Origin of the sequence: Paenibacillus sp. NFR01, assembly GCF_900111565.1 — a bacterium.
In the GTDB taxonomy this organism is placed as follows: Bacteria; Bacillota; Bacilli; order Paenibacillales; family Paenibacillaceae; genus Paenibacillus_AQ.
Genome location: NZ_FOIK01000001.1, coordinates 1,004,899 through 1,030,172, shown reverse-complemented (window position 1 = coordinate 1,030,172; position 25,274 = coordinate 1,004,899). Strand labels below are relative to the sequence as shown.

The following is a 25,274-nucleotide window of genomic DNA, read 5'->3' as shown; positions in this document are numbered from 1 at the left end:
TTGCCAGAATTCCCCACCTGCTTGTTGTCTATTATCCTATCTCGAAAGAATTAAGAAAAACATCGTTTTATGTAAACGGCTGTAAAATAAACCTAAAGTCCTATTAAATAGGAAGATACTGGTTAATAGTTCGCCAAATTTGTGACATTAGTCACATGACGCCTGATTGCTCCGCCATAAGGCTGCACCTGTCAGCGCAGAGAGAAGCACCGTAACCAACAGGCTAGCTTCAATACCGAAAGCGCCGCCTGACCATATAGGCTGCCCGGTTAACTGAACCCGAATCAAACCTCCCTCTCTGTCCCCGCTGACTACGCTGTCATAAAGCGATCCTTGGACCAAATTCCATGCAAAATGGAAACCGATCGCGTACCACAAAGAGCATCCGCGAACTCTGACCAATGCGAGAAAGCAACCGAATATCCATAAATTTAACAAGGCAATGGCGGTGATTCCTGAATTGGCACTATGCATAAGCGAGAACAGCAGTGCCGAAACCGGTACGGCTGCTCGGCTGCCCCAAGCCTGGACCATTCCCTCAAGCGCATACCCGCGAAAGAAGAGTTCTTCCCCTACCGCAGGAAAGAGAGATCCCGTTACAATCATGGCAAAGTTTAAACGTCCCCAGTCCAGACGGAACCAACCTTCAGGGTAGTGGGCAATACCCACGGCTCCCAGAACAAGAAAGGCAGCTATGCAGCACATTGCGCCCAAAATTCCCCCTGCGGTGCTTTGCAGCAATCCGCTGAGCGATCCCGGCAAACCGATGGTACGAAGCTTCCGTTTCTCGACTAAGCATACTCCTGCGATAACAGATATCGCAAAATAGAGGCTTGGAGCCTGAAAATAAGCCGTGAATGATGCATTCGGAATAAGCGCCTTTTCTCCCACCTTCAGTGACATTACGCCATTTATAACAACATTCATTACCATCCCTGCTAAAATTACGCACAGCAGCTTCCAACCGAATCTCACAGATCCCATGTTACCTCTTAGCAATTTTCTCATGCCCACTCTCCGCCTTTAGATAATTATTCCAAATGTAATATTGACGATCCCGATTTCCTAAACCCTGCAACGGTTGAATCGGCGGCGTAAACTGACATCGGGTGGACAAGGCATGACCTTTCATAATCAAAAAAAAGGCGGCCGCCACGCTGGCGAACCGCCTTTTTCGGTTAGTTTTTGGTCAACGACCAGTCATCCACGCGAATCCAGTTGCCCGCATTGGCTCTTCACCCAAACCTTCAAAGTGTAGGTTCCATTGGGCAGGCCGGTGACATTCTGATACATACTGGCACTGTAAGCGGCATCGCTGTATTGTGTCATGGCATATCTTCCCGTGCGTCCGGGAGAAATGTTCGAGTTCGGATCAGCCGTTATATTTTTCCAATTGGACCAGCCGGTCAGCGTGTTCAGTGTAATCCGGTCTGCCTCATAGCTTGGGTTCAAGGCATAGTTGTTACCCGCAGCAACGCTCCAGGTGCCGGCAGCGGCATCCAGATTAAACTTGCTTAAGGAGTTCAGTATCGGCTCAGTACCGTTAAACGACAGCGGCATCCATTGGTTATACCCCAGGCCGTTTCCGGCAAAATCGCTCCAGCGGTCGCCGGCGAATAATATCGTCGTTCCGGAACTGCCCTGCACCGGGATGAAAAAGCCGGTTTGCGAGACATGCGAATAGTCCTTTTCCGAATTGGTCATGACGGTCTCTGCGGAATAAGAGCCTGTAATGTTCGTCGATGAAATGACATACGCCTGGGATGCGTTCCAGCCGTGCAGATCGGACGAGGCGATATAGTATCTTCCGTTGTATTTAAACATCGCATTGCCTTCCCGACCGCCTGACGTGCTTTGGAAGACCTGTGTCGCCGGTTCGATGTTGAGGTAATCCGAAGCGCGCAGCTCCGATACATAAATGTGGGATCGTCCGTTCGCGTTGCTGAAGACCAGGTAGGCTTTGCCGTTATCGTCTACGAACGTGGATTGATCGCCCGGAAGATTATTGACAACGTTTGCAATGGAATTCTGCACATGGTGGAACGTAAACGTTCCGGTCGGAGTGCTGCTGGTGGCGAAGGCGACGCCGCTGCCTGCAGGGCCGGCATATTGGGTAACGAGGACATAGGTTTTGGTATTGGCGTTATAAACGACGCCCAGGCGGCCCAGCCAATCGGGGTCCCATGTGGTTCCTCCCGCGCCGGCCGTTACGATGTTGCCGCGGAACGTCCAGTTCACCAAATCCGTGGAGGAGTAGCAGGTAACTGCGGCAAAACTGGTATCGCTGTTCTTCGCGCTCGGATTATTGTAATACGTGACGGCGCCGTTATATTTTACGCCATACCAATAGTACGTGCTACCGACCTTGAGTATATTCCCGCCCTGCGAATAGATCGGATTGCCGGATGTGTCCTTCCAGAATACATCATTGGTAATCGTCCCGCTTGCCGCCGAAGCGGAAGCCGGGCCAAACGCTGCTGCCGCCAGGATTATGACCAGCAAAAAATGAAGTGCGGTAAAGAACTTGCATTTCGCCATCTTTTACACCCTCTCTTTGGTTTGGAATGGATTGTCAGCTACGTTCCGATTATATCGGGCTCAGAATCTCCGGTAGTAGGTGTAAAAGCTACGATAATCTTGGAAAAGTTATGGTTTGCGGGTTAAAAGGGTAAGAATGTCGGCCGGCTGCTTGAATTTATATTGTGCCGGAACGGCGTCCGGATCTTTACAGCCCCAGAGCGCCAAACCAAAGTCCACGCCGGCTGCTCGGGCGCATTCGTAGTCGTAGATTGTATCACCGATGTAAATGGAGTTCTCCGGCGCTGACAACGACAGCTCCAAAAACTTGAGCAAAGGCTCGGGATGCGGCTTATGCCGCTTCGTATCGTCTGCGCAAATATCAATGGGCAAGTCGCGGAGCAGGCCAAACGGCACAAAATCATCCAGAAACTGCTGAACCGTTCGGGAAGTGACCACTCCTTGAAGAACAGGCAGACCGCGCAGTCCTTCAAACAGCCCATGAATGCCGTCGAACACGCGCGTGGCATGCCTGAATTCCTTCATGTATTCCGTCCAGCAGTGAAGCGCCCGTTCAACCTCAGCGATCCCGAGCTGCCGCAGCGCATCGGCTCCGGGTATGCCCAGCACGAAGGCCAGCTCCTCTCTGCTCATCTCTCGGCGATAATGCAGCCTCAGCATCTTTTGCAACGAAATCAATATCGTCTCTTCCGAATCGATCAGCGTACCGTCGACGTCAAAAATAACAGCAGTATACATAGAATTTCAGCCTCCTACTCATCATGCTTCTGAAAGTAGGTTAAAGTATGAAATCCATTTCAGGTCAACCGTTAAATGGACGGCCGGATAATAAGCTCATAAGGCACCTCGATTTTCGTTTTCGATTTGCCGATGAGCAGATCGAAAGCCTGTTCGCCGATGCTCACCAGATGATGGTCGACCGTGGCTAAATTCAACGCAATGCCGACCGGCTGGTTCTCCTGCCCAATGATGGCCAGATCCCCAGGAAGTTCCAGCCCGATACTTTGCGCATACCGATAGATCCCTGCGCCGACCTCATCGCCATTGGCGTAAATGACGCTCGGCCGCGGGTTCAGATGCAGCAGCTGCCGTGCTGCCCGGATACCGTCCTCCATGCTGTAGCAATCCTGAACATGGTATTCCGGCGGAAGTTCGCCGACGATCTGCTGATACGCCTGGAGCGTTAAGCGCGTACTGTTGCTTACCTCTCCCCTTGCCGTCGTAAAAGCGATCCGGGAGTGCCCTTTATCGCGCAATAATTGAAACACGTCGAGGTACGAGGCGTACCGGTCCACATAAGCGCAGCCGATTTCGTGGTGATCGGTATATTCGCACGCGACGATCGTTCCGTATTTGCTGTAGGGGACGATCGCATCCCAGTCATTCGAACGCGAGCCGAGGATGATTCCGTCCAGCTGTTTGTTTTTGAGCATATGCAAGCAGCGGAGTTCTTTGGCAGGGTCGTATTTGGTAGGCAAAACGGTCACGGAATACTCCTGCTCCACAGACCGGTTCAGTACGCCATGCAGCAGCTGGTCAAAAGCCTGGTTATTGTTGTACGGCATGATCACTCCGATGTTTCTCGTTTCCTTGCGGATCAGATCGACCGCCATCCGATTCGGCGTATAGTCCAGTTCTTCGATAACGCGCTGTACGGCTGCCCGCTTCGCTTCCGAGACGTACGGATTGCCATTAAGCACCCGCGATACGGTAGCTACCGAGACGCCTGCACGTTGAGCAATGTCGTTGATATTCGCCATGGCTATCCTCTCCCAATTCTTATCGTGATTGTGCCAAGCGTAACTATTATACAGAATTCAGTCAACGAAGGGATGGAAGCATAACGGGTCCATGGATAACTCCTCCATTCTTCAAACATACTATAATCAACTTTGATTCAGGAGGAATAGCGAATGACGGAACAACGGTTATGGATTGCGGCACTGGGCGGCGTCCATGAAATCGGTAAAAATATGTATGTTCTGCAGTATGGCGATGATATTATCGCGATTGACTGCGGTTCTAAATTTCCTGACGAGAGCATGCTTGGGATCGACCTGATCATCCCGGATATCGCTTATTTGTTAAATAATGCCGATAAGGTCAAGGCGCTGATCGTGACGCATGGGCATGAAGACCACATCGGCGGCATTCCGTACCTGCTCAAACAGTTGAATCTTCCGGTGTACGCCTCCCGGCTGACGCTCGGGCTCATCGAGAATAAATTGAAGGAACATGGCCTGCTGCGTACAACCAGCCTTCAACGCATCGATGCGGATAGCGAGCTGACCTTCGGGCAGATTGCCGTCTCCTTCTTCAACACCAATCACAGCATTCCGGACTGTCTGGGCGTCGTCTTCGATACCCCGGAAGGAACGGTCGTGCATACCGGCGACTTCAAGTTCGATATGACTCCGGTCAACAAGCAGTATCCGGACATTCATAAAATGGCCGACATCGGGAAAAAAGGCGTTAAGTTTCTGCTCTCCGAAAGCACCAATGCGGAACGCCCCGGCTTCACTCCGTCCGAGCAGCTTGTCGGCACACATATCGAGGAAGCCTTCAAGAAGGCGGACCGCCGCATCTTCATCTCCACCTTCGCCTCCAATGTCCATCGGCTGCAGCAGATCGTCGATGCGGCGGCACTGACGGGACGCAAGCTGGCATTGCTGGGCCGGAGCATGGTGAACGTGGTAGCGGTATCGAAGGAACTGGGCTATCTCAACCTCCCGGACGATATGCTGATCGAACCTGCGGATGCCGCCAAAATTCCGCCGGAAGAGGTGGCCGTTCTCTGCACAGGCAGTCAAGGCGAACCCATGGCGGCCTTATCCCGCCTGGCAAATGGAAGCAACCGGCAGATGGAGATCAGCCGCGGCGATACCGTTCTGCTGGCCGCCAATCCGATTCCGGGCAACGAACGCAATGTCTCCCGCATCGTGGACAACCTCTATCTGCTCGGTGCGAAGGTCATTTACGGCTCCAAAAGCGAACTGCATGTGTCCGGCCATGGCAGCCAGGAAGAACTGAAGCTGATGCTGACATTGATGAAACCGGAGTATTTCATTCCGATTCACGGAGAATACCGGATGCTGCATCATCATCGTTTATTGGCGGAAGCGGTCGGTGTCCAGGCAGAGAATATCTTCTTATTGAAAAACGGTGAGGTCGTCGAGTCTGCCGGAGGCAAGGTCCGCCAATCGGGACGGGTCCCTGCCGGGCAGATCTTCGTGGATGGGCTGGGCATCGGCGACATCGGAAACGTCGTGCTCCGCGACCGGCGGCAATTATCCGAGGACGGCATTCTCATTACGGTCCTTACCTTAAGCCAAACGGATGGCCGGCTGCTAAGCGATCCGGATACCATCTCCCGCGGGTTCATTTACATCCGCAATTCGGAAAAGCTCATGGAAGATATCAACCGGCATATCGTAGATACGCTGCACAAAATGAACGAAGCCGATCTGGGCCAGTGGAACGTTATCAAGCAGACGCTGAAGGATGCGTTGGGCAAATATCTTTACGATAAAACCAAACGCCGGCCGATGATCCTCCCGATCATCATTGAGGTGTGACGTCCGCAGGAAGGGTAATCCGGATCCGCGTTCCCTCGCCTAGCGAGCTGAGGATATGCACGCCGTAATCCCGTCCGTATTGCAGCTTGATCCGCTGGTCCACATTGCGGATGCCATAGCCGATGCCTTTATCCGTCGGATCCAGCACAAGGCCGATGATATCCTCCTTCATGCCGAGTCCGTTATCCTCCACCTCGAAGATAAGCCTGCCCTCTTCCGGAAAAACGCGGATCGTTACCGTTATCGTATCTGCGTACCAGGCGTGTTCGAGCGCGTTTTCCACAAACGGCTGCAAAATAAACTTTACGGTCCTCCACGCCGTGACGTCCGGATGAACCTCGAAACCGGCGTGGATCCGGCCGGCGTTTTTGATCTGCTGGATCGAGAGATAGGACTCGGCGATTTGCAGCTCCTGCTCGACGGAAATGATTTTGTCGCCCCGGTGCAGGCTAAGCCGGTAAAAGCGGGCCAAGGCGCGAATGATCTCATGGAGCTTGTCAATCTCCCCGAGCTTGGCCATCCGGCTGATCGAAGAAAAGGTATTGTAGAGAAAGTGAGGGTTCATCTGCGAATGAAGCATTTGCAGCTCGGTTTCCTTTTTCTCGAGATTGCTTGCGTAGACCTCGTCGATCAGCTCCTGGATGGTTGCGGCCATCTCGTTGAACGCGCTGCCAATTTCGCGGAACTCATCGTTCCCACGGAGCGAAATCCGGGTATGGAAGTTCCCTTCGCGGAAGGACTTCAGGAAATCGGTAAGCCTCCGGAAGCGCCTCGAAAAATATTGCGACATCAGCACGCTGATCACTCCGAGCACCAGGAGCACGGTCAGGCAGACCCAGATCGTCACATCCCTCACTTCATCCGAATTGTGTTTCAAGGCGGATAAGGGAATCCATGCAACGACGCTGGCGTTCATATTGCCGATTGGCTGTTTGATCTGCATGAAGGAAGACGGCTGGCGAATATGGCCTGAAGCCGATGCGGAGAGCATATCCGGTTCGATCTCGTTCCATGAGCTGGAGAAGAGGAGCTTATCCTCCCCGGTCACGATAAACAGAATGCTGTCCTCTCCAAGCTGCCCGGCATCCACATCGGTGAAGATATATTTCATCTTCGCCGTCATTTTGATCAGCCCGCTGATCTCCAGCGTATCGTAGTTGATCAAAGGGCGGAGATACGAAATGCTGCCAGTGGCTTCGTCGGTCTCAATCTGCTTCCATTCGTTCGCACCATAATGCAGGGACAAACCCTTGTACCAGGACTTGTTTTGGATGCGGTCCAGATGATAAAGCGAATACTGGCGTCCTTCATTGGCATTGTCGCTGTCCACGTAATAAAATTCGCTGAGGCCCGGATTATCGACATACAGGGACAGCTTGACTTCCTGGTTCGGCAGATTCGCGGCATTCTCCAGCCTCGGCAGAATGTATTGGGACATGATATTATATTTATCCCAACCGGAATGGTATCCCGTCAAATACCGCGAGAGCATCTGGTCGGCGTACAGCTCGTCGGAGCTGCGGGTAATATCCTTCAGCCGGTAATCGATATTGCTGCCGATCTGCCGGACTGCTACCTCCAGGTTACTCCGCGTATGTTCTTCGATGGAACGGACAGACGAGACGTAGGCAAAGCTTCCGATTCCGATGACCGGCACCATCACCAGCAAAAGATACGATACCAGCAGTTTGTAACCCAGCGGCAAATAAGCTGGCAGGAAACGTCTTGGCATGGAATCAACTCTGCTTTCTATAATCCGCGGCGGTGATATTGTAGTAATCGCGGAATTGTCTGCTGAAATAGGCAATATTCTTGTAGCCGACTCTATCTGCCACTTCGTAAATTTTGTACTGGTGCTGGCCCAGCAGCTCAATCGCTTTTTCCATCCGCAGCCGGACCAAATATTCGTTAAAGCTCTCCCCCGCATATTCCTTGAACAGTACTCCCAAATGGTTTGGCGAGTAGGCAAAATGGTTGGCAATTTCGCGCAGCGTCAGGTTGTCGGCCAGCCTTTCACGGACATAAACGTCAATGTGCTCCATAAGCCGGCGGTTTTTGTGCTGTTTTTTCATAAACAGAATTTCGGAAATCTGGAACAGGGTATTGCGCAGCCAGCGCTTGATATCCTCCACCGTCTCCAGGCTGTGAATGATGTCCGTTTGATGAATCCCCCAGCCGAGCAGACTCTCGAAGGTTTCGTTAAGCGTGCCCAGGTAGGCTTCAAGCCGGGTCGCGATGTGGATGGAAAATTGGTACACCTTCACCGGATGCTCGAACAGCGCGGCAACCTCAAACAGCTCGTCGATGCAATCGCAGATATGCAGCAGCTTGTACCCCGCCATGGCGCCGAACATCGCTTCAAGCACCACGCTCAGATCTTTAACATCCTTGGTGATTCCGGGTTTGATCAGGGAAGGCGGAATGACGCGGTTTTTGCCGACGAACATTTTTCCATTCATAAAGGTCTTCGCCTGCGCGAAGGAGTCTGCCAGCTCCTCAAGGGACGTAACCGGTTTGCCATAGCTTGCGGTTACAGTAAAAGCGCCGGACTCCCGCACATGCTCAACCAGTGCCTGCAGCCGCTGCTCAACGGACGCCGGTTCAGCCGTACAGATCAAGCCGATTTGCGAACGGTTGACCCGGCACCAGCGGCCGATACCGGTTTCGGCAATATAGCTGCCGATCTTTGCGATCAGCTGATCCAGCTCCATTCCTACTTTCTCCGGGCCTTGACCGATCCGCTGCAGCATGTCATCCACTTCGACCAGTGCACAGCAGGCGCTCTCGAAATGAAGGTCCAGCGGATACAATTGCAGAAATGCGTGCAGCGTTGCCGGCTCCAGATTGCCTTCAAGCAGATGCTGCAGAATGTCGTTATGAATAAACGGAAAAGAAGCGATCGTACCGGCCAGTTCCGCCTTTGCCTTTGGAATGCGCTCCTGCTCAAGCGCCTCTACCGCCCCACGTAAGACGCCGACCAGCTCGTCATCGTCCACCGGCTTTAAGATATACCCGTGCGCCTTCAAGTCAAGCGCCTGCTTGGCATATTGGAAGTCCTGGTATCCGCTGATGAACACGGTTTTGAGCCCGGGATTCCGCTCGATCGCCTTACGGGATAAATCGATTCCGGAAATGACCGGCATTTTGATATCGGTGATCAGCAGATCGATTTCGTGGTTATCGATGTAATGCAAAGCGGCCAGCGGGCGGTTCTCGCTGCACACCACCTCAATCCCCAGCTCGTTCCAGGGGATCAGCCGGCGCAGCCCTTCCAGATCGTAGCTTTCGTCATCCACAAGAACAGCTCTGAACATAGGACGGCACTCCTTTGCGATTATTCGGAAAATACACTTATTTCGCTTTGCCATGCAGCTTTCTTAGATTCTCCTGCCATACGCTGGTTTTCCATGCCAGCACCTGGGAATAGCCCAAGTCCGACGCTTCCTGGCCCGCTTCCCTGATCAGCCGCTCCACTTCGCCGTCACTGTCCGCAAACAGGATTCTCGGAACCAGCTGCGCGTACTGATCCTTCAGCCGCTGCATAAGGATTCCCTCCTCCGAGTTTGGCGGAGGGTCCAGATTGGCGAAAGCCGTAACATTGAGCGAAGTTTTGAAAGTGATGTTGGCCTGCCCAAGCGTGGTCCAGTCCTGCGCTTCCGGCGGAAGCAGCTTTTCCCTTGCCGCTTTCACCGAATCGATGTAGGAGGTGTTGCCGTTCCAGTTAAATTCACCGAGCTTTAATTCGTCGTACTTCTTCGGATCCCGGTTGATGTATGCCTGATTGGGAATCGGTACGCCGTTCTCGACGCGGTCATAGAACATGCCTTGGGGGCCGAAGAAGATCAGCCGCTGTCCTTCCGGGCTCGTCGCCCAGTTCATATAAGCGAAAATTGCCTCCGGGTCCCTTGCGCTCGTCGTAATCACGTTCACGTTCCAGCCCAGCGTGTAATAGCCGGAAGGATAGACCCGCTTCGGGTCCACTCCGGCTTTATGTAGCGGCCAGATGACGTCATAGCCCGCCTCGGGGTCCTTGGCCCGCAGCAGATTGTTGGCTTCCCGGCCGATGCTTTCCACCACGGCGTCGTAAGCGGCGAAGACAGCGATGTTGCCGGTTTTCAGCTTTTCCAGCGATTGGTCCCGCGTGTGGATGAGCAGATCGGGCGAGGTCAGATGCTGCCGCACCAGTCGGCTGGCAAACAGCGCCGCTTCCGTGAAAGCAGGATCTTCATAGACCGAAATTAGGTGCGAGCCCTTCGGAATGCCGAAGATTTGGCCCGAACCCGGCGAAATGAAGCCCGGCGTACGGTCATTGCCGGCTCCGCTGTACAGCATCCCCAGCATTTGTACGTCCGCGCCGTCCCGGGTTTCACCGAAATCGATCGGGACCATCCCGGGATACATCCTTTTGACTTTCTGCAAATAGGCTTCCAGATCGTCCCAGGTCTCCAGCTTCGGCGAACCCAGTGCCTTGTAAGTCTTTCTCTCGATTAGGTAACCGGCATTTCCGTTGCCATTCGGGCCGTTAATGTACCAATTCGGAATCTGGTACAGCTTCCCGTCTTCGCTGCGCAGCATATTCAGCGTATCCTCGCCGACCGTTTTGGCAAACTCCGGGTACTTGTCCAAATATGGATCGATCGCAACCAGCTTGCCGGCTTTCTGCAGCCGCTCCACGTCCTTCCCCCGGTCCAGCACCAGCACATCCGGCAATTGGCCTGAGACAATCATGGAATTGAGCTTCTGCGCCGCCGATCCGTTCGATTGCACCGGAATTAGCGTGACGTTCAGATGATCGGTAATCCATTTTCCCTGCGGCCTTTCTTTCCATGTGAGTGCAGTATACCAATCGTAGTTGGCAAAAAGCGTGAAATTCACCGGCATCACCTTGGCCGCCGTTCCCTGAAGCGAATTCCCCTGTGCATTGTGCGTTGTTGCTTCGAAAGTGCTTGCGGAGTCAGCGATGTTTAACTTGTCGCCACCCGTTATTGTAAGCGCTCTCTCATTTGTGCAGGACATCAGCAATCCGGAGGTTACGACACCGGTAATGACCGTCCGCGCAAACCTGTTTTTCAATCCGCCAGCCCCCTTTCCATATCCTTAATATGGCATATGCAGGAGACAAATTCTATGTATTTTATGAGGAATGCCGATGCCAAAAATGACCCGCCGGCGGCTTCTTGCTTAAATGCCGCTGGCGGGTCATGCCTATCGTTTACGTAAGGCGAAGCTGCTTATGGGTAGATGGCGAGATCCCACAACGAATAGCCGTATGGCGTACCGCGTTCGGTTCCCGTGAGCTTGACATACCGCGCGGTTGCCGGCGTAAAGGTGATGTCGTCGATTGCCCCGTCCCCGGTTGTTGTCGAGAATACCGGACTCCAGCTCGTGCCGTTTGCGGATACTTCGATCGTATAGGATTTGCCGTAGGCGGCTTCCCAGTTCAAAACGATCCGGCTGATGGTTTGCGCGGAGCCGAGATCCACTTGAATAAACTGCGGATCGGTAAAAGCGGATTCCCATCTTGTGCCCGGATCGCCGTCAACCGCCAGATTGGCCGGCTGGAAGGGGTTTGGCGATGCGATGACCGATTTGTTCAGGGCCAGATTCACCGGATTGCCGTCCGTGACCGCCTGCTGCAGCGCCGCATCCGAATATCCCGCTGCGGACACTGTAATGGCATACGTCTTTGCGGTCGGGAACAGGGCCGCATTCAGCGTCAGCTTGCCTGCCGTCAGCGTGTAATTCGCTGCGCTTACCGCCGTTCCATCCACCTTTACCCCGCTCAAGGCACTTCTCCAGGCGGCATTGTCCGTAAAGGTGACCTCCATCGCCTGGCCGACCGTATTCTGCGTCGAATCCGCGGTAAGCTGCGGCGGAGTCAGCAAGGTGCCGCCGCTGCCGTACACCTCGAATTCCCATAAGGAATATCCGTATGGCAAGGCGCGCTGCGTGCCTTCCAACTTTACATAACGGGCGCTAACCGGTGTAAAGGTGATGTCGTCGATGCCGCCGTCGCCGGTTGTCGTGGAGAATGGCGTGCTCCAGCTGGTTCCGTTGGTCGATACCTGAATCGTGTAGGCTTTGCCGTAAGCTGCCTCCCAGTTCAGGACCACACGATTGATCGTTTGCGTGGAACCGAGATCGACCTGGATATACTGAGGGTCCTTGAACTCGGATTCCCACCGCGTATTCGGATTGCCGTCTACGGCATCCGCTGCCGGCGTAATCGCATTCGGCGACGCGATCACCGATTTGTTCAGCGCCAGATTGCTGCCGCCAGGTTCGGTTCCTCCCCCGGTCGTAACCTTAGTCGGGTCCACCTTCACCAGTTTTTTCGGCGCAACCACAGCCGAACCGGTGACTCCCGCCGCATTGCGGAATGTTACGGTAATCGGCGCGTCTGTCGGATTCCAGACCAGCGCGCGGTAGGCTGTGCCGTTTTTGTACACCGTTGCTGCGTATCCGTTGGACGCCCAGATATCCTTGGTTCGTCCGCCAAGCGTAGCCATGTTATGCACGAACCAGTACGTGTTAAAGAGTTCGTTCTGCTGCGGCAGCGCCGGGTTCCATTTGTTCAGGACCGCTTGCGGATCGCTGAGCGCCTGAATCGGCCATACGATATGATACCAATCGGCTTCGGGGCCGCCGTTATCGGCGACAAATCCGTTGTAGAGATTGGCAACCTTCGTTTTGTCGAAGCCATAACTGGTCAGGTATTCCGCGGTCGGCAGCCAATGGATGCCGTAGACATACACCGGATTGCCGTTAAAGAAGGTTCCGAAGAAGTTCGAGCTTCCGTAGATTTGGCCCACCGATTTATGAGTGTAAGACGGCAGCCAGTTGTCCTGATCGTAATTGAACCAGTACTGCAGTACCGCCCGGAGTTCGGTTGTGAAGCCCATGATTGCCGTATCCCGGTACGAGGCATTACCGGTCAGCGTGCTCCACATGTATTGTCCGACCCAACCGAACAGCGATTCGCCGGCGGCTTCCTGGTTATTGCCGCTGTCATTGTCGGCATATCCGCCTGCCCAGGAATGGCCTTCATATGGATCGAAATTGCGCAGGAACGGATACTGCGCATCGGTCTTGGACGGGTTGGCATAATCCCGGATAAGCTGTTCGACCATTCCGCTGTATTTCGCTCTGAAATCGGCGTCGTAAGTAGCCAGCACGGCAGAGGCGAACACATAATAGCCGTAAGTGAAATGATGGTCGGTGATGCCGGAGTTGGCGCCGAATTCGCTGGTCTTATAGATCAGCGTTCCCCAGTCGGTGTTGTAGTCAAAGTAATAGTCCTTTTCGCCGGAAGTGTAGGTGTACCAGTCTGAGAGAATGGTCTTCATCCGGGTCAGGAACAGAGTCTTGTAGTTTTGGTCGCCGATCTGGTCGGCGATTAATACACCGAGTGCGAGCGGATGAAGCTTCTTGCCCTGCCAATAGGCATCCGCCTTCATAAGGTCGGTAGCAGTGTCCGTATCAAGCTTTTGCAGGTAGGACACCAGATCCTGCCGGGAATATGAAGCATCTCCCGGTTCGGTGAATTGCGGGACGATGCCGTAGAATTTATCGACGGTAGCGAAGGCGTTCCCTTCAAGGACTTTCAGCGTACCGCGGATGGACGCGTAAGTTAACGCCGTCAGCGTCGTCGGCGAGACCTTCCATTGATGCGGCAGCAGCGTCGTCAGCGGGGTGCCGGAGAAGCCCGACCGCTTCAGCTCTGTCGTCAGATTAAAATTCGTCGTGATCTCCGACGTCGTTTCGTTGAAGGCGTACGACACGGTAGTTCCGGTCACGAATGCATAACCGTGTTGATAGTAATAGTTCAAATTCGTTGCTGCCGGAAGGGAAGCAAGCGACATATAATTTTGTCCGCCGCCGAGCTGGATCTTCAGCTTGGCGCCAACCTTCTTGAATGTGGTTCCCGGCGGGGCAAACAGCCCATAATTTCGGGTAACCATAGCCGGCGTAGGCGCTCCGTTCGAATTGGTCACCTGAATCCCGATATGGTCGGCAGTCACGGTAGCGCCGTCCGCAGCCAGCAGCGTGGTATTGCTGTCGTCAAAGAAGCGGGCCGTCGCCGGCAAATAAACTTCGACGCTGGCCGGATCGCTGAATGTGGAATACAGGTACGGCGAGCCCTTAACAAAGGTTGTCTTCATCTTCTCGGTTGCGCCGTCGCTCAGAACAGCCGAGGCCGACCAGTCGCCGTAGGCGGTGATCCGGTTGGACATATTGGAGGTATTGATATTGCTGGCCATCAGGAACAGGTCGGGGCTTCCTCCTGCTTCCTGTGCTTTACCGTCGGCACTTAAATAACCTGCGCCCGGATTCAATACGCCAAGGCCCTGCTTCGTATATTTCGATTTGAGCGGAAGCGTAATAATGCCGTTGCCGAGCTTATTGATCATGATCGACTGCCACCAGTCGTTGGACGGCAGCGGGGCAGTCAGATTATCCGCTTTATACAGCGGGTATTTCGGCTGCGGCACGGACATGTCGTTGACCGCGTAGCTGCCCTGCCCAACGTTCACTGTACTAAGCTGCGGCAGCGCGGGAATCGTATAGGTTGGCTTCGGATCGCCGTTCACATAATCATAGGCCTGGAATTCAAAGACCGAATACCCGAAGGAAGTGGCCCGGCTGATGCCGTTCATCCGCAGGTAACGGCCTGTTGCGTAGACCGGCAGATTTAGGGTCCCCCCGTCTCCGTGAAGTTCACGATAGACCGTGGTCCAGGCATTGCCGTCATTCGATACTTGAATATCATAGATTCTTCCGGCGGCCGCTTCCCATTGCAGGATGATCCGGCCGAGCGTGCGGACGCTGCCCAGGTCGACCCGCAGCCATTCATTGTCCGTCGGATTGGAGGACCAGCGCGTGGTAGCGTCGCCGTCAACTGCCAGCGACGGCAAAGTGGAATTCGGCGGCAAGTAAGCGGATTGCTCATAGGATGAAGCCGTTGCCGCTTTATTCAAAGCAACGTTCGGCCCCAGCGCAACCGGCGGAGGATTGACGCCGCCTGTTCCGTAGACCTCGAACTCGAACAGGGAAATGCCGTAAGCCGTCAGTGCGCGCTGTGTCGCATAGACACGGATATATCGTCCGCTGCCGGTAAGCGTTAGGTCATCGACCCCGCCGTCTCCGTTAGCGGTCGAGTAAACATCGTTCCAGGTCATTTCGTCGCCGGATACCTGGATTTTGTATGCTTTTGCATAAGCGCCTTCCCAGCGGAGTACGACCCGGTCTACCGTTGCCGTAGCTCCCAAGTCGATGTAGATCCAGTTCGGGTCGCTTCCCCATGCGCTGCTCCAGCGGCTGCCGGTGTTCCCGTCAACCGCCAAATCCGGGGTATTGTTGCCTTCGATGCCGGATGCGTAAGCGGGCCGGTCCTGGGACAGCAGATAAGAGCCAGCCGCGTGCACGCGGCTCATCGGCGTAATCTGCACCAGATACATCAGCATCGCAATCACCAGGAAACCGATACAGACACGCGACATGCTTTTCCTGCGGTTCAATAAATGCTGCATCATGAACCCATATTCCTCCTTTTATGAATGGAATGATAACTTCCGAAAGGGCCAATACAAGCGCTTTCACAAGCAAAGATTACCTTTTTCTGTATGCACTTACAATTATACAAATCAACGATTTCATGCACGAATAACGGATGTTTGAAACCGGTTTCGATTTTGAGCAAAAGAAAAAGCCGACCTGGGATCAGGTCAGCCTTTGGATATACGGCTTAGCGGAAGCAGCAGCAGCGCGCCGGCTAGAATCAAGGTGCCGCTGAGCGCGTAGACTCCTGCAAGAGATATAGCATTTTTCAAATAGCCGGATAGAAACATGCCAATGACCATCATGCCCATAAATACCGGCATTATCGCGCCGGAGACGCGTCCCATATATGCTCCTTCCGTGTTACCCACCAGCATCGTCTGGATGCCGCTTTGAATCGCGGGGTAAAACAAGCCGCTGACGATCAGCAGCGGAACGGTCAACCCAATCCAGGTGGACGCGCCTAGACTGGCAGTACAAAGCGCCGTTACGGCCAGGCCATACATCAGCAGCAGCTGCGGCTTCAATTTTTTGGCGATGAAGATGATCGCCGCTCCGCCGATCAGCATGGCTGTCCCGTTGATCATCACCAGCCATTGCAGGAATTCCTTGGTCTTGCCCAGTTTCTCCATGACAAGGAAGATTTGCAGCGGCTGGGTTAACCCGGAGGCGAAGCCGACAGCCGCGAAAGTCATGCTAAGCGTCTTCAATGCCGCATTGGCACCGATATACCTCAATCCGGCCGTTAATTCGCTGATGAAGCTGCTGCCCTTCCCGTTATTCTCTTCCTTCTTATCCTGCGGCAATGTCGATAGCACAAGGGCGGAGCCAAGAAAGAGCATCGCTGTCAGGATGAGCGAAACCCGGATGCCGAATTTCAAAAAGATAAAGGTGCCGATGACCGGGCCAAGCACGGTAAATAGTGCAACGATGGTCTGGTACATCGCCATCACCCGCTGCAATTGTTCTGCCGGCACATGCCGCTTATACAGCTTCATCGCCGAAGGCTGCGAGAATTGGGACAGGCTGGCCGAGACAAACGATCCGATCAGCAGCGCAGCCCACCCCCCGTTGATAACGGCAAACAGTACTACGCCAACGGACAATCCGGACAACACATCGCTGCCGACCATCGTCCGCTTGGGCTGCCACCGGTCAGCAAAAGTCCCGCCAATGAGCGCGAACAAGAAGATCGGTGCGAACTCCGCAACCGAAATCAGGGAAACGTATACCGGATTGTTATCCGTCAGCCCGGTTACATAGAGCAATACGGCATAATTCCGGATCCAGATGCCCAGATGCAGAAGCACCCGGGAATAAACAATGGTACGAACATAACGATTGTTAAACATTTTAATCCCTCGAGTCCATTTATAATTTCCCATTTACTAATTTACTTATTTACTAAACTAGTAAATGCTCCGCTTTATTGTATGTGCGTTTTTTATGTCCGTCAAGCCTAAACAAGTCAAAACACAAAAAAAGCAGCCGGTCAGATGACCGGCCGCCTGGATAAGCAGTTCTTAAACATGGGTATGGCTACAGGGTAAAACGCTGAAATACGCATAAATCTCCATCATAGATCTCTTCGACTTCCGAAAATGCAATGTTGTTTCGTTCGTACACCTTCCGCCAGAACGAAACGGCGCGAGCGTTTCCGGCCAGTTGAAACACGAGATATTTTCCGGGATATTGGTCGAATACCTGACGTATGGCGGCTTGCGCCACGCCTTTTTTCCTGAAGCCGTTTAATACGAAAAGCTCGTTTACGCAATAATCGACGTCCTTTTCGGTATACGGAGGTTCATTGACCAGGACGAAGCCGGCGATTTGCTCCGCGTGGTAAATAAGGCATGCATGCAGCCGTTCATCCTGTTCGTATAAATGCAGTCCATCGTATTCATAGCGTCCCTGGTTATTCGGCTGCAATTCCGGCGTATACGCCGACAAATCATGAAGATAAAGCGGGATCAGGTTGTGAAGAATCTCCCGCCGCTTGGGAGTATCTACAGCTATTAAATGAGTGTCCATCGTTGTCATTGATAAGCCCTCCATGGATATATCTGAGATTATTGGGATGAATAATTGATAATAATGGCTTCGCGCGAATTCTCATCGTAAGCGATCCACAGTTCATCGCCGGCCGCCACGCCGTATAGCGGTTCGATGGTCTGATAAATGGAATATGCGTCACCGCCGCGCTCTGCCGTTATAACAGCCAACGGGCGCTCGCCAAGCGTGCCCTCATAACGGACAGATGTGACAATGGCAGCGCCTTGTTTTCCCCGCTGCAGCCGCAACTCTTTCTCCAAATCCTCTCGCCGCATGATGACCGGAAGAACAGTGCCTGGCTGAACGTTGAAACCGGAAGGGACAAAAAGACTGTTGATTTTACCGATCCGACCTGGCGTATCTTGCAGTACGGTCTCCAGAAGCATCAACTTCCGGCTATCCACCGTTACCGGATATTCGCTGACCCGGATCACTTCTCCCGGAAGCGTAAGTTGCTTCTTACTGTCATAACGGAGCGTATTCCCGTAGCTGTAAATTCTTGCGACGCCCTGGGCCAGCGTCAGATTTGCGCGCTCGCCTATCCGGTATTCGAAACCCGCAGGCTCCAGCACCGGCACCTTATAGTTGCGTCCGCCTGCCGCAAAGCTCAGCAGCAGCACCCGGCTGTGCCCGATGCGCGAATGCTCATCGATATGGCGAAGAACCGCGTCCGCCAGCAAAGTCATCTCTTCCTGCTCACCTTCTTGCTGCTCCCCGGTAACGAATACCGCCTTGTTTTTGGCCCTGTTATAGCTGATCCATACCGGATCACCGATCTTTACAGGGTCCAGGAACGAAATGACTTTCTTGATCGCCACCTCTTTCGCCCTTCCTTCATCCGTAAACCGAACAGTGAAGCGGATCTGCGGCTGCTCGTTGATATACGTTCCCGTCTCCTCCATCCCTATGATGGCGCCCTGGATCCTTTGACCGGAAGCGACTTTTCGGGAATGGCTACGTTTAAGCCCGGAGAACAGCAGAGCCATACCGCCAAACAAAAAGATCGGCAGCAGCAACCAGATCAGCCAGTTAATCACCAGCGCATTTCCTTGTCTCAAATAATCCCAGAAGCTGGCCAGTGAGATTCGATCCTTTCCGGAGGGGATCATCCAGTACTGAACCTGTTCCGGTCTTTGAGTCTGAACCGTTCCTGCAGTCAGGTCCAGCACTCCCGCAGGGCCTTGCATGACGCTAAAATATATTTCAGCGCTGCCTGCTTCTTTGAAGAACCGCGTCCGATCGTCCGTCAGCTCTTCATAGCTCAAACTTTTGAAAAGTGGACTTGCATCTGTAAATTGGCCGGTCTGCTCATTATACACATAACCCAGCAGGCTCCCGCTTAATTCATCTTCCGTTGATGAACCCGCAACCAGCACCTCCCGGTCATTCAACAGAATGACTTTTGCCTGATACACGGGTTTCGGCGTAGGAAGCACAGCACCCCAATCTTGCGTAACGGCATTAAAGAGATGGGCTTGCCCCGGGTAACGGCTGTCTACTCTCACAAGCTTAGTTGCGTCATATGCGAAATGTTTGGCAAATTGAATGCCTGCCCGGTCTTCCGCTTCAAAGGAGGTTTCCTCTTCCGATTGAAGAAGTACCGCTGGCTTGCCTTTACCGTCCAATATTCCGCTGATATATGCGAACGAGTCATCCTTCAGGGTGACATCAAACATCGGTACGGATTTTTCATTCTCGAAGCTGTCGTACAGCTCACGAAACCGGAGCGGCCTCGCAGGAAACTGCTCCCCGGCCTCTAGGCTAGAAGTAGTGAGCAGCCCGTCCTTCACCTGCGCTAAATACAATCCGGAGTTGCCGCGTTCCCCTGTGATGATTAATCGGCCCCGCCACTCATAAATTTCGATGTTTGAAGCAGTTTCCGCCGTAAGCGTACTTTGTGCCAGCTCATCCATTTCCCCTGAAGGACCAAGGGCATGCAGCTGCAGCCCCGTATTGTCTTTGAATGTCGGAACTATAACTTTGCCCTGCTGATACGATAATGCATCGTACAAGCTGTTGGAATTGGCGGGAATGTTTCTCTTATGGATCAAGTTGCCGGAGGTTGCGTCAAACCAATACACCCGGGCATCTTCTCCCATTTGCGCATCGGCGATTCCAATGATTTGCTTTCCATTATCCAGATAGGAAATCTCCCTTAGCTCCGGCTGACGTTCCGCTACGGTTGTGATCTGATGGTTGTAATCCCTCCATACCATAACGCTGAGGAGAACCAGCGGAATCAGAAACATAAAGTTCATATAGGAAAATGTCCGTTTTCGCATGTTGTACGCTCTCCCTTTAAAGTGCGAAGTTATGCCAGAGCATTCGGTTCGACGGGTTTGCTGAGCCAGTGTTCATCGGTCTGCACATGATTATTACGGACGAATTTGGCTGCGGAAGTCTTGAAATCCTCATATGCAAAACGATCCGCTACACGCACCACATACCCTTCTTGCTCTCCGCCGCAACGGGAAATCCTTGTATAACAGGCTTTGGCGGCGTCTTCGCTCCACTTCCCGCGGTACAAAACCGGAACCAGTGGAACATTCAGCCGCTCCGCCCATGCCGCCGTTTCATCCCAGGACAGACATATGTTATTCTCGTCCCATACGGAAAAGAGCAGGAAAAAGCCCGGAAGCGCGGAATAGCCGATGGAATGTTTTGCATATACATTTTCTCCGCACAGCCGGTAGCCTTCCGGAATTTGATAACAAATGTTCCCGTGTAAGGTTTTGGCGTAATGCCGTGAGATGTGGTCCTTGCTGTCCAGTGAACGCGCATGAATGAATTCGGGATACATGGAGGTATTTTCGCCGTCCATTTTTTCGGTGATGACGACTTCCCTGCCGTTAAAATGATCGGTATTTCGCAGCATTTTATCATCGTCCGTGTAGCCGCGGGACCACGGCAGATGCATCGTTTTCGGATATTTAACTTTCATGTTCTCACCTCTATTTGCCGTATGTATCGGCTTCCGCAAAGAAATATAGTTCTGCCAGCATTGCGCCGCCCAGCAAATGATAGATCTTGGACGCTCCGGCATCCCCGCCGTGCAGGATCTCCATATGAAAGCTGACCAGATTCACCACGTGTAAAATAAACGCCTCATCATATCCAAGCTGATCCAGTACGTGGCAGGCCATGGCAGCCGAGACATGCTCGTGCCCGTAATAGGAATAATGCCCGCGGCTCTCTTTCCATACCTTGCAGAACGGTTTGCCAATATCGTGAAACAATGCGGCTAGCTGCATTTCCAGCAGATGCTCGCCTTCATAGAAGGCATTAACGTAATCCATGACGGCATGGGTATGCTCGGACAGTGTTTTGGAATGGAACGGGCTTTCCTGGTTGAAACCGAGCATCGCCCCGAAATAACGACATTGATGCAAATTGGCGAACAGCCGATCATGATCCGGATTACCGGCAAGAAGCTGCTCGAGCACGCCGCGGTTCAACCCTGTGTCATCCGGCGTCGGGACAATATGCAGGCGGGCAAAGCCTTCGGCAAGAACGGGAAACTCGAAGTTTTTCAAATATTTCCGCAATACCTTATCGTCAATGCTTCGCTTACGTGACAATAAACGCTCCCGGATCTTTTCATAAGGCGGAGCGCAAATATGACCTTCCACCGGCACCCCGTCAAAACGTTTGAAAAACTGCAGCCTTCGCTCCCGTGTGACGTTGGTGGCGTCGAAGACGACGTTTCTCCCGGCGGACAGCGCATGTTCAATCTCTGTAAAAGCCTCGCCAAAGACGCGGTACGTATTCCGCTGCCGGCTTTCTTTGCCGAACAGCCGCTCGCGGATGGCATCCGTCGAGACCGGAACCGCTTTTTCCCGTTTGCAGCACGCTTTGGCGTAATGGCTTTTGCCGCTGCCGGGAACCCCGATCAGCATATGAATGGTACTCATTCTCTCACCCCTGCTTTATCTTTTTAGAATATAACGATAGGAACCCCGGGCGAAAGGGAGAAAATGCTTTATAAAAAAAGCTCCCTGGGTCAGGGAGCTTCCAGCCGGTTATGTATTTGCTGCTTGGGGACGGTCACGACCCGCGTATTCAGATTTTTGATCCGCCATTTATATCCTTCGCATCCGGCCATGCTGCCTAAGGACGCAATCACCAGGCTTGATGTCAGCAGCTTCGCTGCATAATAAATACCACTACCCAAAAGGATGTCGATTAGAACCAGCGACTTGATGGTAACGAGCAATTTGCCGTTAATGTGCAGCAGGTATACTTTCTTCGGTTTGGCCACGTTCTCCCCTCCCCTTTATGAAGTATTCCGCTGAAAAGTTGTCTCATGACAAAAAAATATGCAAATCTACCAAGTACAGTTGCTCTCGCGATTCTATCAGGACCGAATATAATATCGTATCAATTGGTAAAGGAGGGTTATTCAATGGCTATTTTATTGCCCCAGCAATTTTTCACCCTGGCAGCCGGCGTTGGTAAGTCATTTTACGAAAATCTGGCCGGCGGCACGAATGCGGCGGTTACCGTTCAGAACTTCTCGGCGCTTTATCCCGTGCTTCTGGTGCTGTATGCGGTGAACGCGCCGGTCGTCACCTATGAAATTCCGCCGAATAATAGTTTGACCATCTCTGTCGGCAACCTGCTGGTTGCCGCGCTGCAGAGCACAGCGGCCGGTGCAACAACAGGCTCCATCCAAATCGCGACATCCGATTTCTAAACGAACACGAGTATCCGCCTATACTCGCTTTTCGCCATTCCTCCCCTTGCCCCTTTGGCCTGCCCGCCGCAGCCGGAGGGGCTTTGCTCGCTTGAATGGACCCGGCCGGGTTCGGTCAGTACTCCCGCTTGCCGCCTTTTTTTACATAATCCCAATCCACTTCGATATTCCTGCGTACCCTATGGAGCAGCTGGAACAACGTTTCGGCCTCTTCGCCCGTGAACCCGCTTATCGCAACCGCGTCGGAATGATCGCCCTCGCGTTTGAGAAACGGATAGGCTTGGTCTCCTTTTTCGGTAGTGAACAACCGTTTAATCTTTTTATTCGCATCGTCGCTACGTCGTTCGATAAAACCTTGAAGTTCAAGCTTCTGGATGGAACGGGCTGCCGTGGTCCGGTCCACTTTAAGCATTTCCGCCAATTTCTCCTGGATCATCCCCGGATTCTCGTAGATGCGCACCAGATATAAATACTGCCCTTTCGATAACTGGAGTTCCTTAAACTCGATATTGCTTATCGAATCCAGCGCCCTTGCGATCATTCCGATTTCGCGAAGAATTTCCCTCATACGCTCGTCCCCTTGTTTTGTTGCATTTACAACAATATTATTTCTGGTTATACTTTGTTAAGATTGACGCTTCGTTCATTATGACGTTTTTTGCGGTAAAAATAAATCGGGAAAGGTTTGAGCAAAAGTGACTACGCAAGAAATTACCCAGCAAGAGGAATTGGAACACGCTTTCTCCATCCGGAAAAGTGTATTCGTCGAGGAGCAAGGTGTCCCCCTGCAGGACGAATTCGATGAGTTTGATAACCTGGACGGCCGTTGCAGGCATATCTTGGCTTACCATGAAGGGCAGCCCGTCGGAACCGGGAGAATCCGGGCTGTGCAGGGGATCGGTAAATTGGAACGGATCTGTATCCTGGAGCCCTACCGTAAATTCGGCATCGGAAAAAGGATCATTCAGACTTTGGAAGAGATCGCACGCGGGCAAGGACTCCAGCAGGTGAAGCTGCATGGCCAAACGCAGGCCGAGGGCTTCTATAAGAAACTGGGCTATGAGACGAGCTCCGAAATGTTTATGGAAGACGGAATCCCGCATTATTTGATGACGAAAAAGCTGGCGGCCGCTGCAAGATGAAGGCACCATTCAAAGCCGCCCCAATGTTGTTCGTCTTCGGCCTGCTCATCTTGACCTTGGGCATCTCGTTAACGATTCGCGCAGGTCTGGGGGCTTCCCCGTTCGATGCCCTGCTCGTCGGCTTGTCGCATAGCGTCGGCCTGACCGTGGGCAGCTGGGAAGTGCTGATTGCGATACTGCTATGCCTTTGCAATGCGCTTCTCTCCCGGCAGCGCCCGGAACTTCTCGGCTTGGCGACAGCCTTCGTGACCGGGCTGGGCATCGATGCCTGGCTGTTGATCATGAACCGTCTGGTTGAACCTAGTCTATTTCTATCAAAGCTAGCGTGCTTCGGCCTCGGCCTTGTTGTGATCGGTCTCGGAACAGCGGTTTACCTGCACGCCCGGTTCGCGCCCAGCCCGCTGGACCGTTTGACACTGTTAATGCGCACGTTAACCGGATTGAATCTCTTCTACACGCGGACGATCCTGTATGTAATCTTCCTGATGGCGGCCTTTCTCTTCCGCGGTCCCATCGGCGTCGGTACGCTGCTGACGGTCGGCCTGGGCGGACTAATACTGAATTACTTTATGCCGCTGATAACGAAAATGCTGGATCGGCAAACTTCAGCACAAGCCGAAAAGCCGTTCACCTGAGTGAACGGCTTTTTTTCACTGACTATCCTTAATATTCTCCCTTGATTACGAAAAACGAGCCGCGGATCGTTCCGGCCAGCTTCGATTTTTGCCGGGCGAATTTGAATTTGTCCTCCAGCTCCTTCGGAATGTCCATCCCCTCCGACAATTTGAAGCCTACAGCCCGTTTCTTCGGGTCATCCACCGTATACATTACATTTAAGCCAAGGCCGTCTTCATAGAACACGTAGGTAAACAGAATGTTCTCCACCTGAAAACGCGAGGTTTCGAGCGGCTTGGCCGCGAATTCGATATTCCGTTCTTCCTTCAGAATCCGGTTCACATAATCCAGGGCCTCCTGGCTTTCGCTGGCGGGAACCATCGTAAATTCATGTTTGTATTTGTTCATAAAATAACGGGCTTCATTGGCGCGCAGACCGGCCAGCGCTTCCGCTACCGGCGACGACTCCAGGCCTGCCGTGGACACATTTTTGAAATCAACGATGCTGGACATGTTGTCCCCTCCCCGAAAGGTTATTTTTTGACTACCGGAATCCACATCTCGCCGAATACCTTGCCGTCCCGCTCGCCCATTTCGACCGTGGCGTTCGGCCCTCCGACATAAGCGAAATCCTTCACTTCGGGCAGCACTTGTCCAAAAGCAACGCCCGCCAGCGAGTTGTTCAGCTCTTCCGCCGTGCTTGCTTCTCCTTTGACAACCAGATAGTCCCCTTTCGGGAATTGGATCAGCCGCGCATCCTCCGGCGTTGCCGCCGAGGTCATGACGCCGGCGTAATACATCATTTTGTTGTTTACGGCTTCATTGACGGCAAAGACATAATCATTGGCTGCGATAGACTTCAGCGCTTTCATCCGGCCGTCCCGGTTGAATGCCTGCCAGAAGTCCGCTTTCTCCTTGTTGATTCCGGCATAATCCGTGTAGTGGCTTGTCAGCTCCGTTCCAAAGCCGAGCACGTTGAAGCTGTCTTTGTGTTCCAATGCGTATGCGGTCATGTTCCACCCATCCTTTATGCTGAAGTTGGTCAAATGACTTGTCTTCATCATCTGATGACTTTATGATAACGTTAAATCATGTCAAAAA

General features: G+C 52.9%; 21 protein-coding genes. 4 read left to right on the top strand and 17 right to left on the bottom strand.

Going from position 1 to position 25,274, the window contains the following annotated elements; all coding sequences use genetic code 11:
- Nucleotides 1-147: 147 nt before the first annotated feature.
- The 4 genes from BMW84_RS04620 to BMW84_RS04605 all read right to left on the bottom strand — a co-directional run bounded on the left by BMW84_RS04620 (nt 148) and on the right by BMW84_RS04605 (nt 4,298).
- A complete protein-coding gene (locus BMW84_RS04620; RefSeq protein ID WP_091064980.1) occupies nt 148-1,008 on the bottom strand; it encodes a CPBP family intramembrane glutamic endopeptidase in 861 nt (286 codons plus the stop codon).
- Nucleotides 1,009-1,200: 192 nt separating this feature from the next.
- Complete coding sequence (locus tag BMW84_RS04615) at nt 1,201-2,538, bottom strand: family 43 glycosylhydrolase (protein WP_139209586.1); 1,338 nt, start codon at nt 2,536-2,538, stop codon at nt 1,201-1,203.
- A 108-nt stretch (nt 2,539-2,646) separates the two neighbouring features.
- On the bottom strand, nt 2,647-3,276 hold the full coding sequence (locus BMW84_RS04610; protein WP_091064977.1) for an HAD family hydrolase: 630 nt from the start codon (nt 3,274-3,276) through the stop codon (nt 2,647-2,649).
- A 71-nt stretch (nt 3,277-3,347) separates the two neighbouring features.
- Entirely contained in the window at nt 3,348-4,298 is a 951-nt protein-coding gene (locus BMW84_RS04605) for a LacI family DNA-binding transcriptional regulator (RefSeq protein ID WP_091064973.1), read from the bottom strand.
- 153 nt (nt 4,299-4,451) lie between these two features.
- Here BMW84_RS04605 and BMW84_RS04600 point away from each other — a divergent pair, with 153 nt between their 5' ends.
- Entirely contained in the window at nt 4,452-6,113 is a 1,662-nt protein-coding gene (locus BMW84_RS04600; protein WP_091064971.1) for a ribonuclease J, read from the top strand.
- On the opposite strand, the gene BMW84_RS04595 is transcribed toward BMW84_RS04600, so the two are convergent.
- The 10 genes from BMW84_RS04595 to BMW84_RS04550 all read right to left on the bottom strand — a co-directional run bounded on the left by BMW84_RS04595 (nt 6,100) and on the right by BMW84_RS04550 (nt 21,981).
- Complete coding sequence (locus BMW84_RS04595) at nt 6,100-7,845, bottom strand: sensor histidine kinase (RefSeq protein ID WP_091064969.1); 1,746 nt, start codon at nt 7,843-7,845, stop codon at nt 6,100-6,102. The two genes, BMW84_RS04600 and BMW84_RS04595, sit on opposite strands and share 14 nt — an antisense overlap.
- 4 nt (nt 7,846-7,849) lie before the next feature.
- The gene (locus tag BMW84_RS04590; RefSeq protein ID WP_091064967.1) at nt 7,850-9,427 is read right to left on the bottom strand and encodes a response regulator; all 1,578 of its coding nucleotides are present in this window, start codon (nt 9,425-9,427) and stop codon (nt 7,850-7,852) included.
- A 37-nt stretch (nt 9,428-9,464) separates the two neighbouring features.
- Nucleotides 9,465-11,186 carry an extracellular solute-binding protein gene (locus BMW84_RS04585; RefSeq protein WP_254772860.1) on the bottom strand — a complete coding sequence of 574 codons (1,722 nt, stop codon included), beginning with the start codon at nt 11,184-11,186 and terminating at the stop codon, nt 9,465-9,467.
- Nucleotides 11,187-11,344: 158 nt separating this feature from the next.
- The gene (locus BMW84_RS04580; RefSeq protein WP_091064965.1) at nt 11,345-15,646 is read right to left on the bottom strand and encodes a galactose-binding domain-containing protein; all 4,302 of its coding nucleotides are present in this window, start codon (nt 15,644-15,646) and stop codon (nt 11,345-11,347) included.
- 192 nt (nt 15,647-15,838) lie between these two features.
- Complete coding sequence (locus BMW84_RS04575; RefSeq protein ID WP_091064963.1) at nt 15,839-17,023, bottom strand: MFS transporter; 1,185 nt, start codon at nt 17,021-17,023, stop codon at nt 15,839-15,841.
- Nucleotides 17,024-17,210: 187 nt separating this feature from the next.
- Nucleotides 17,211-17,711 carry a GNAT family N-acetyltransferase gene (locus BMW84_RS04570; protein ID WP_175498673.1) on the bottom strand — a complete coding sequence of 167 codons (501 nt, stop codon included), beginning with the start codon at nt 17,709-17,711 and terminating at the stop codon, nt 17,211-17,213.
- 29 nt (nt 17,712-17,740) lie between these two features.
- Entirely contained in the window at nt 17,741-20,005 is a 2,265-nt protein-coding gene (locus BMW84_RS04565; protein ID WP_091064958.1) for a hypothetical protein, read from the bottom strand.
- Between the two features lie 29 nt (nt 20,006-20,034).
- Nucleotides 20,035-20,664 carry an RNA ligase family protein gene (locus tag BMW84_RS04560; protein WP_091064956.1) on the bottom strand — a complete coding sequence of 210 codons (630 nt, stop codon included), beginning with the start codon at nt 20,662-20,664 and terminating at the stop codon, nt 20,035-20,037.
- Nucleotides 20,665-20,674: 10 nt separating this feature from the next.
- Nucleotides 20,675-21,634, bottom strand: coding sequence for an AAA family ATPase (locus BMW84_RS04555; RefSeq protein WP_091064954.1), 960 nt, complete (start codon nt 21,632-21,634; stop codon nt 20,675-20,677).
- A gap of 89 nt (nt 21,635-21,723) precedes the next feature.
- The gene (locus tag BMW84_RS04550; protein WP_091064951.1) at nt 21,724-21,981 is read right to left on the bottom strand and encodes a hypothetical protein; all 258 of its coding nucleotides are present in this window, start codon (nt 21,979-21,981) and stop codon (nt 21,724-21,726) included.
- A gap of 144 nt (nt 21,982-22,125) precedes the next feature.
- On the opposite strand from BMW84_RS04550, the gene BMW84_RS04545 reads away from it, so the two are divergent.
- A complete protein-coding gene (locus tag BMW84_RS04545; protein ID WP_091064949.1) occupies nt 22,126-22,416 on the top strand; it encodes a hypothetical protein in 291 nt (96 codons plus the stop codon).
- A 115-nt stretch (nt 22,417-22,531) separates the two neighbouring features.
- Here the strand turns inward: BMW84_RS04545 and BMW84_RS04540 are convergent, their stop codons facing one another.
- Nucleotides 22,532-22,984, bottom strand: coding sequence for a MarR family winged helix-turn-helix transcriptional regulator (locus tag BMW84_RS04540; RefSeq protein ID WP_091064947.1), 453 nt, complete (start codon nt 22,982-22,984; stop codon nt 22,532-22,534).
- A 127-nt stretch (nt 22,985-23,111) separates the two neighbouring features.
- On the opposite strand from BMW84_RS04540, the gene BMW84_RS04535 reads away from it, so the two are divergent.
- Both BMW84_RS04535 and BMW84_RS04530 read left to right on the top strand, forming a co-directional pair.
- A complete protein-coding gene (locus BMW84_RS04535; RefSeq protein WP_091064945.1) occupies nt 23,112-23,558 on the top strand; it encodes a GNAT family N-acetyltransferase in 447 nt (148 codons plus the stop codon).
- A complete protein-coding gene (locus BMW84_RS04530; RefSeq protein ID WP_091064942.1) occupies nt 23,555-24,193 on the top strand; it encodes a YczE/YyaS/YitT family protein in 639 nt (212 codons plus the stop codon). The genes BMW84_RS04535 and BMW84_RS04530 overlap by 4 nt, the downstream gene beginning before the upstream one ends.
- A 28-nt stretch (nt 24,194-24,221) precedes the next feature.
- On the opposite strand, the gene BMW84_RS04525 is transcribed toward BMW84_RS04530, so the two are convergent.
- Nucleotides 24,222-24,686, bottom strand: a complete 465-nt coding sequence (locus BMW84_RS04525; protein WP_091064940.1) for a phage tail protein — start codon at nt 24,684-24,686, stop codon at nt 24,222-24,224.
- Between the two features lie 20 nt (nt 24,687-24,706).
- Complete coding sequence (locus BMW84_RS04520; protein WP_091064937.1) at nt 24,707-25,186, bottom strand: GyrI-like domain-containing protein; 480 nt, start codon at nt 25,184-25,186, stop codon at nt 24,707-24,709.
- Nucleotides 25,187-25,274 lie beyond the last annotated feature (88 nt).

What these genes read in the sequence shown, in the direction of transcription:
- BMW84_RS04620 (WP_091064980.1), bottom strand. Translation starts at nt 1,008, where the DNA reads ATGAGAAAATTGCTAAGAGGTAACATGGGATCTGTGAGATTCGGTTGG.
- BMW84_RS04615 (WP_139209586.1), bottom strand. Translation starts at nt 2,538, where the DNA reads ATGGCGAAATGCAAGTTCTTTACCGCACTTCATTTTTTGCTGGTCATA.
- BMW84_RS04610 (WP_091064977.1), bottom strand. Translation starts at nt 3,276, where the DNA reads ATGTATACTGCTGTTATTTTTGACGTCGACGGTACGCTGATCGATTCG.
- BMW84_RS04605 (WP_091064973.1), bottom strand. Translation starts at nt 4,298, where the DNA reads ATGGCGAATATCAACGACATTGCTCAACGTGCAGGCGTCTCGGTAGCT.
- BMW84_RS04600 (WP_091064971.1), top strand. Translation starts at nt 4,452, where the DNA reads ATGACGGAACAACGGTTATGGATTGCGGCACTGGGCGGCGTCCATGAA.
- BMW84_RS04595 (WP_091064969.1), bottom strand. Translation starts at nt 7,845, where the DNA reads ATGCCAAGACGTTTCCTGCCAGCTTATTTGCCGCTGGGTTACAAACTG.
- BMW84_RS04590 (WP_091064967.1), bottom strand. Translation starts at nt 9,427, where the DNA reads ATGTTCAGAGCTGTTCTTGTGGATGACGAAAGCTACGATCTGGAAGGG.
- BMW84_RS04580 (WP_091064965.1), bottom strand. Translation starts at nt 15,646, where the DNA reads ATGATGCAGCATTTATTGAACCGCAGGAAAAGCATGTCGCGTGTCTGT.
- BMW84_RS04575 (WP_091064963.1), bottom strand. Translation starts at nt 17,023, where the DNA reads ATGTTTAACAATCGTTATGTTCGTACCATTGTTTATTCCCGGGTGCTT.
- BMW84_RS04570 (WP_175498673.1), bottom strand. Translation starts at nt 17,711, where the DNA reads ATGACAACGATGGACACTCATTTAATAGCTGTAGATACTCCCAAGCGG.
- BMW84_RS04565 (WP_091064958.1), bottom strand. Translation starts at nt 20,005, where the DNA reads ATGCGAAAACGGACATTTTCCTATATGAACTTTATGTTTCTGATTCCG.
- BMW84_RS04560 (WP_091064956.1), bottom strand. Translation starts at nt 20,664, where the DNA reads ATGAAAGTTAAATATCCGAAAACGATGCATCTGCCGTGGTCCCGCGGC.
- BMW84_RS04555 (WP_091064954.1), bottom strand. Translation starts at nt 21,634, where the DNA reads ATGAGTACCATTCATATGCTGATCGGGGTTCCCGGCAGCGGCAAAAGC.
- BMW84_RS04545 (WP_091064949.1), top strand. Translation starts at nt 22,126, where the DNA reads ATGGCTATTTTATTGCCCCAGCAATTTTTCACCCTGGCAGCCGGCGTT.
- BMW84_RS04540 (WP_091064947.1), bottom strand. Translation starts at nt 22,984, where the DNA reads ATGAGGGAAATTCTTCGCGAAATCGGAATGATCGCAAGGGCGCTGGAT.
- BMW84_RS04530 (WP_091064942.1), top strand. Translation starts at nt 23,555, where the DNA reads ATGAAGGCACCATTCAAAGCCGCCCCAATGTTGTTCGTCTTCGGCCTG.
- BMW84_RS04525 (WP_091064940.1), bottom strand. Translation starts at nt 24,686, where the DNA reads ATGTCCAGCATCGTTGATTTCAAAAATGTGTCCACGGCAGGCCTGGAG.
- BMW84_RS04520 (WP_091064937.1), bottom strand. Translation starts at nt 25,186, where the DNA reads ATGACCGCATACGCATTGGAACACAAAGACAGCTTCAACGTGCTCGGC.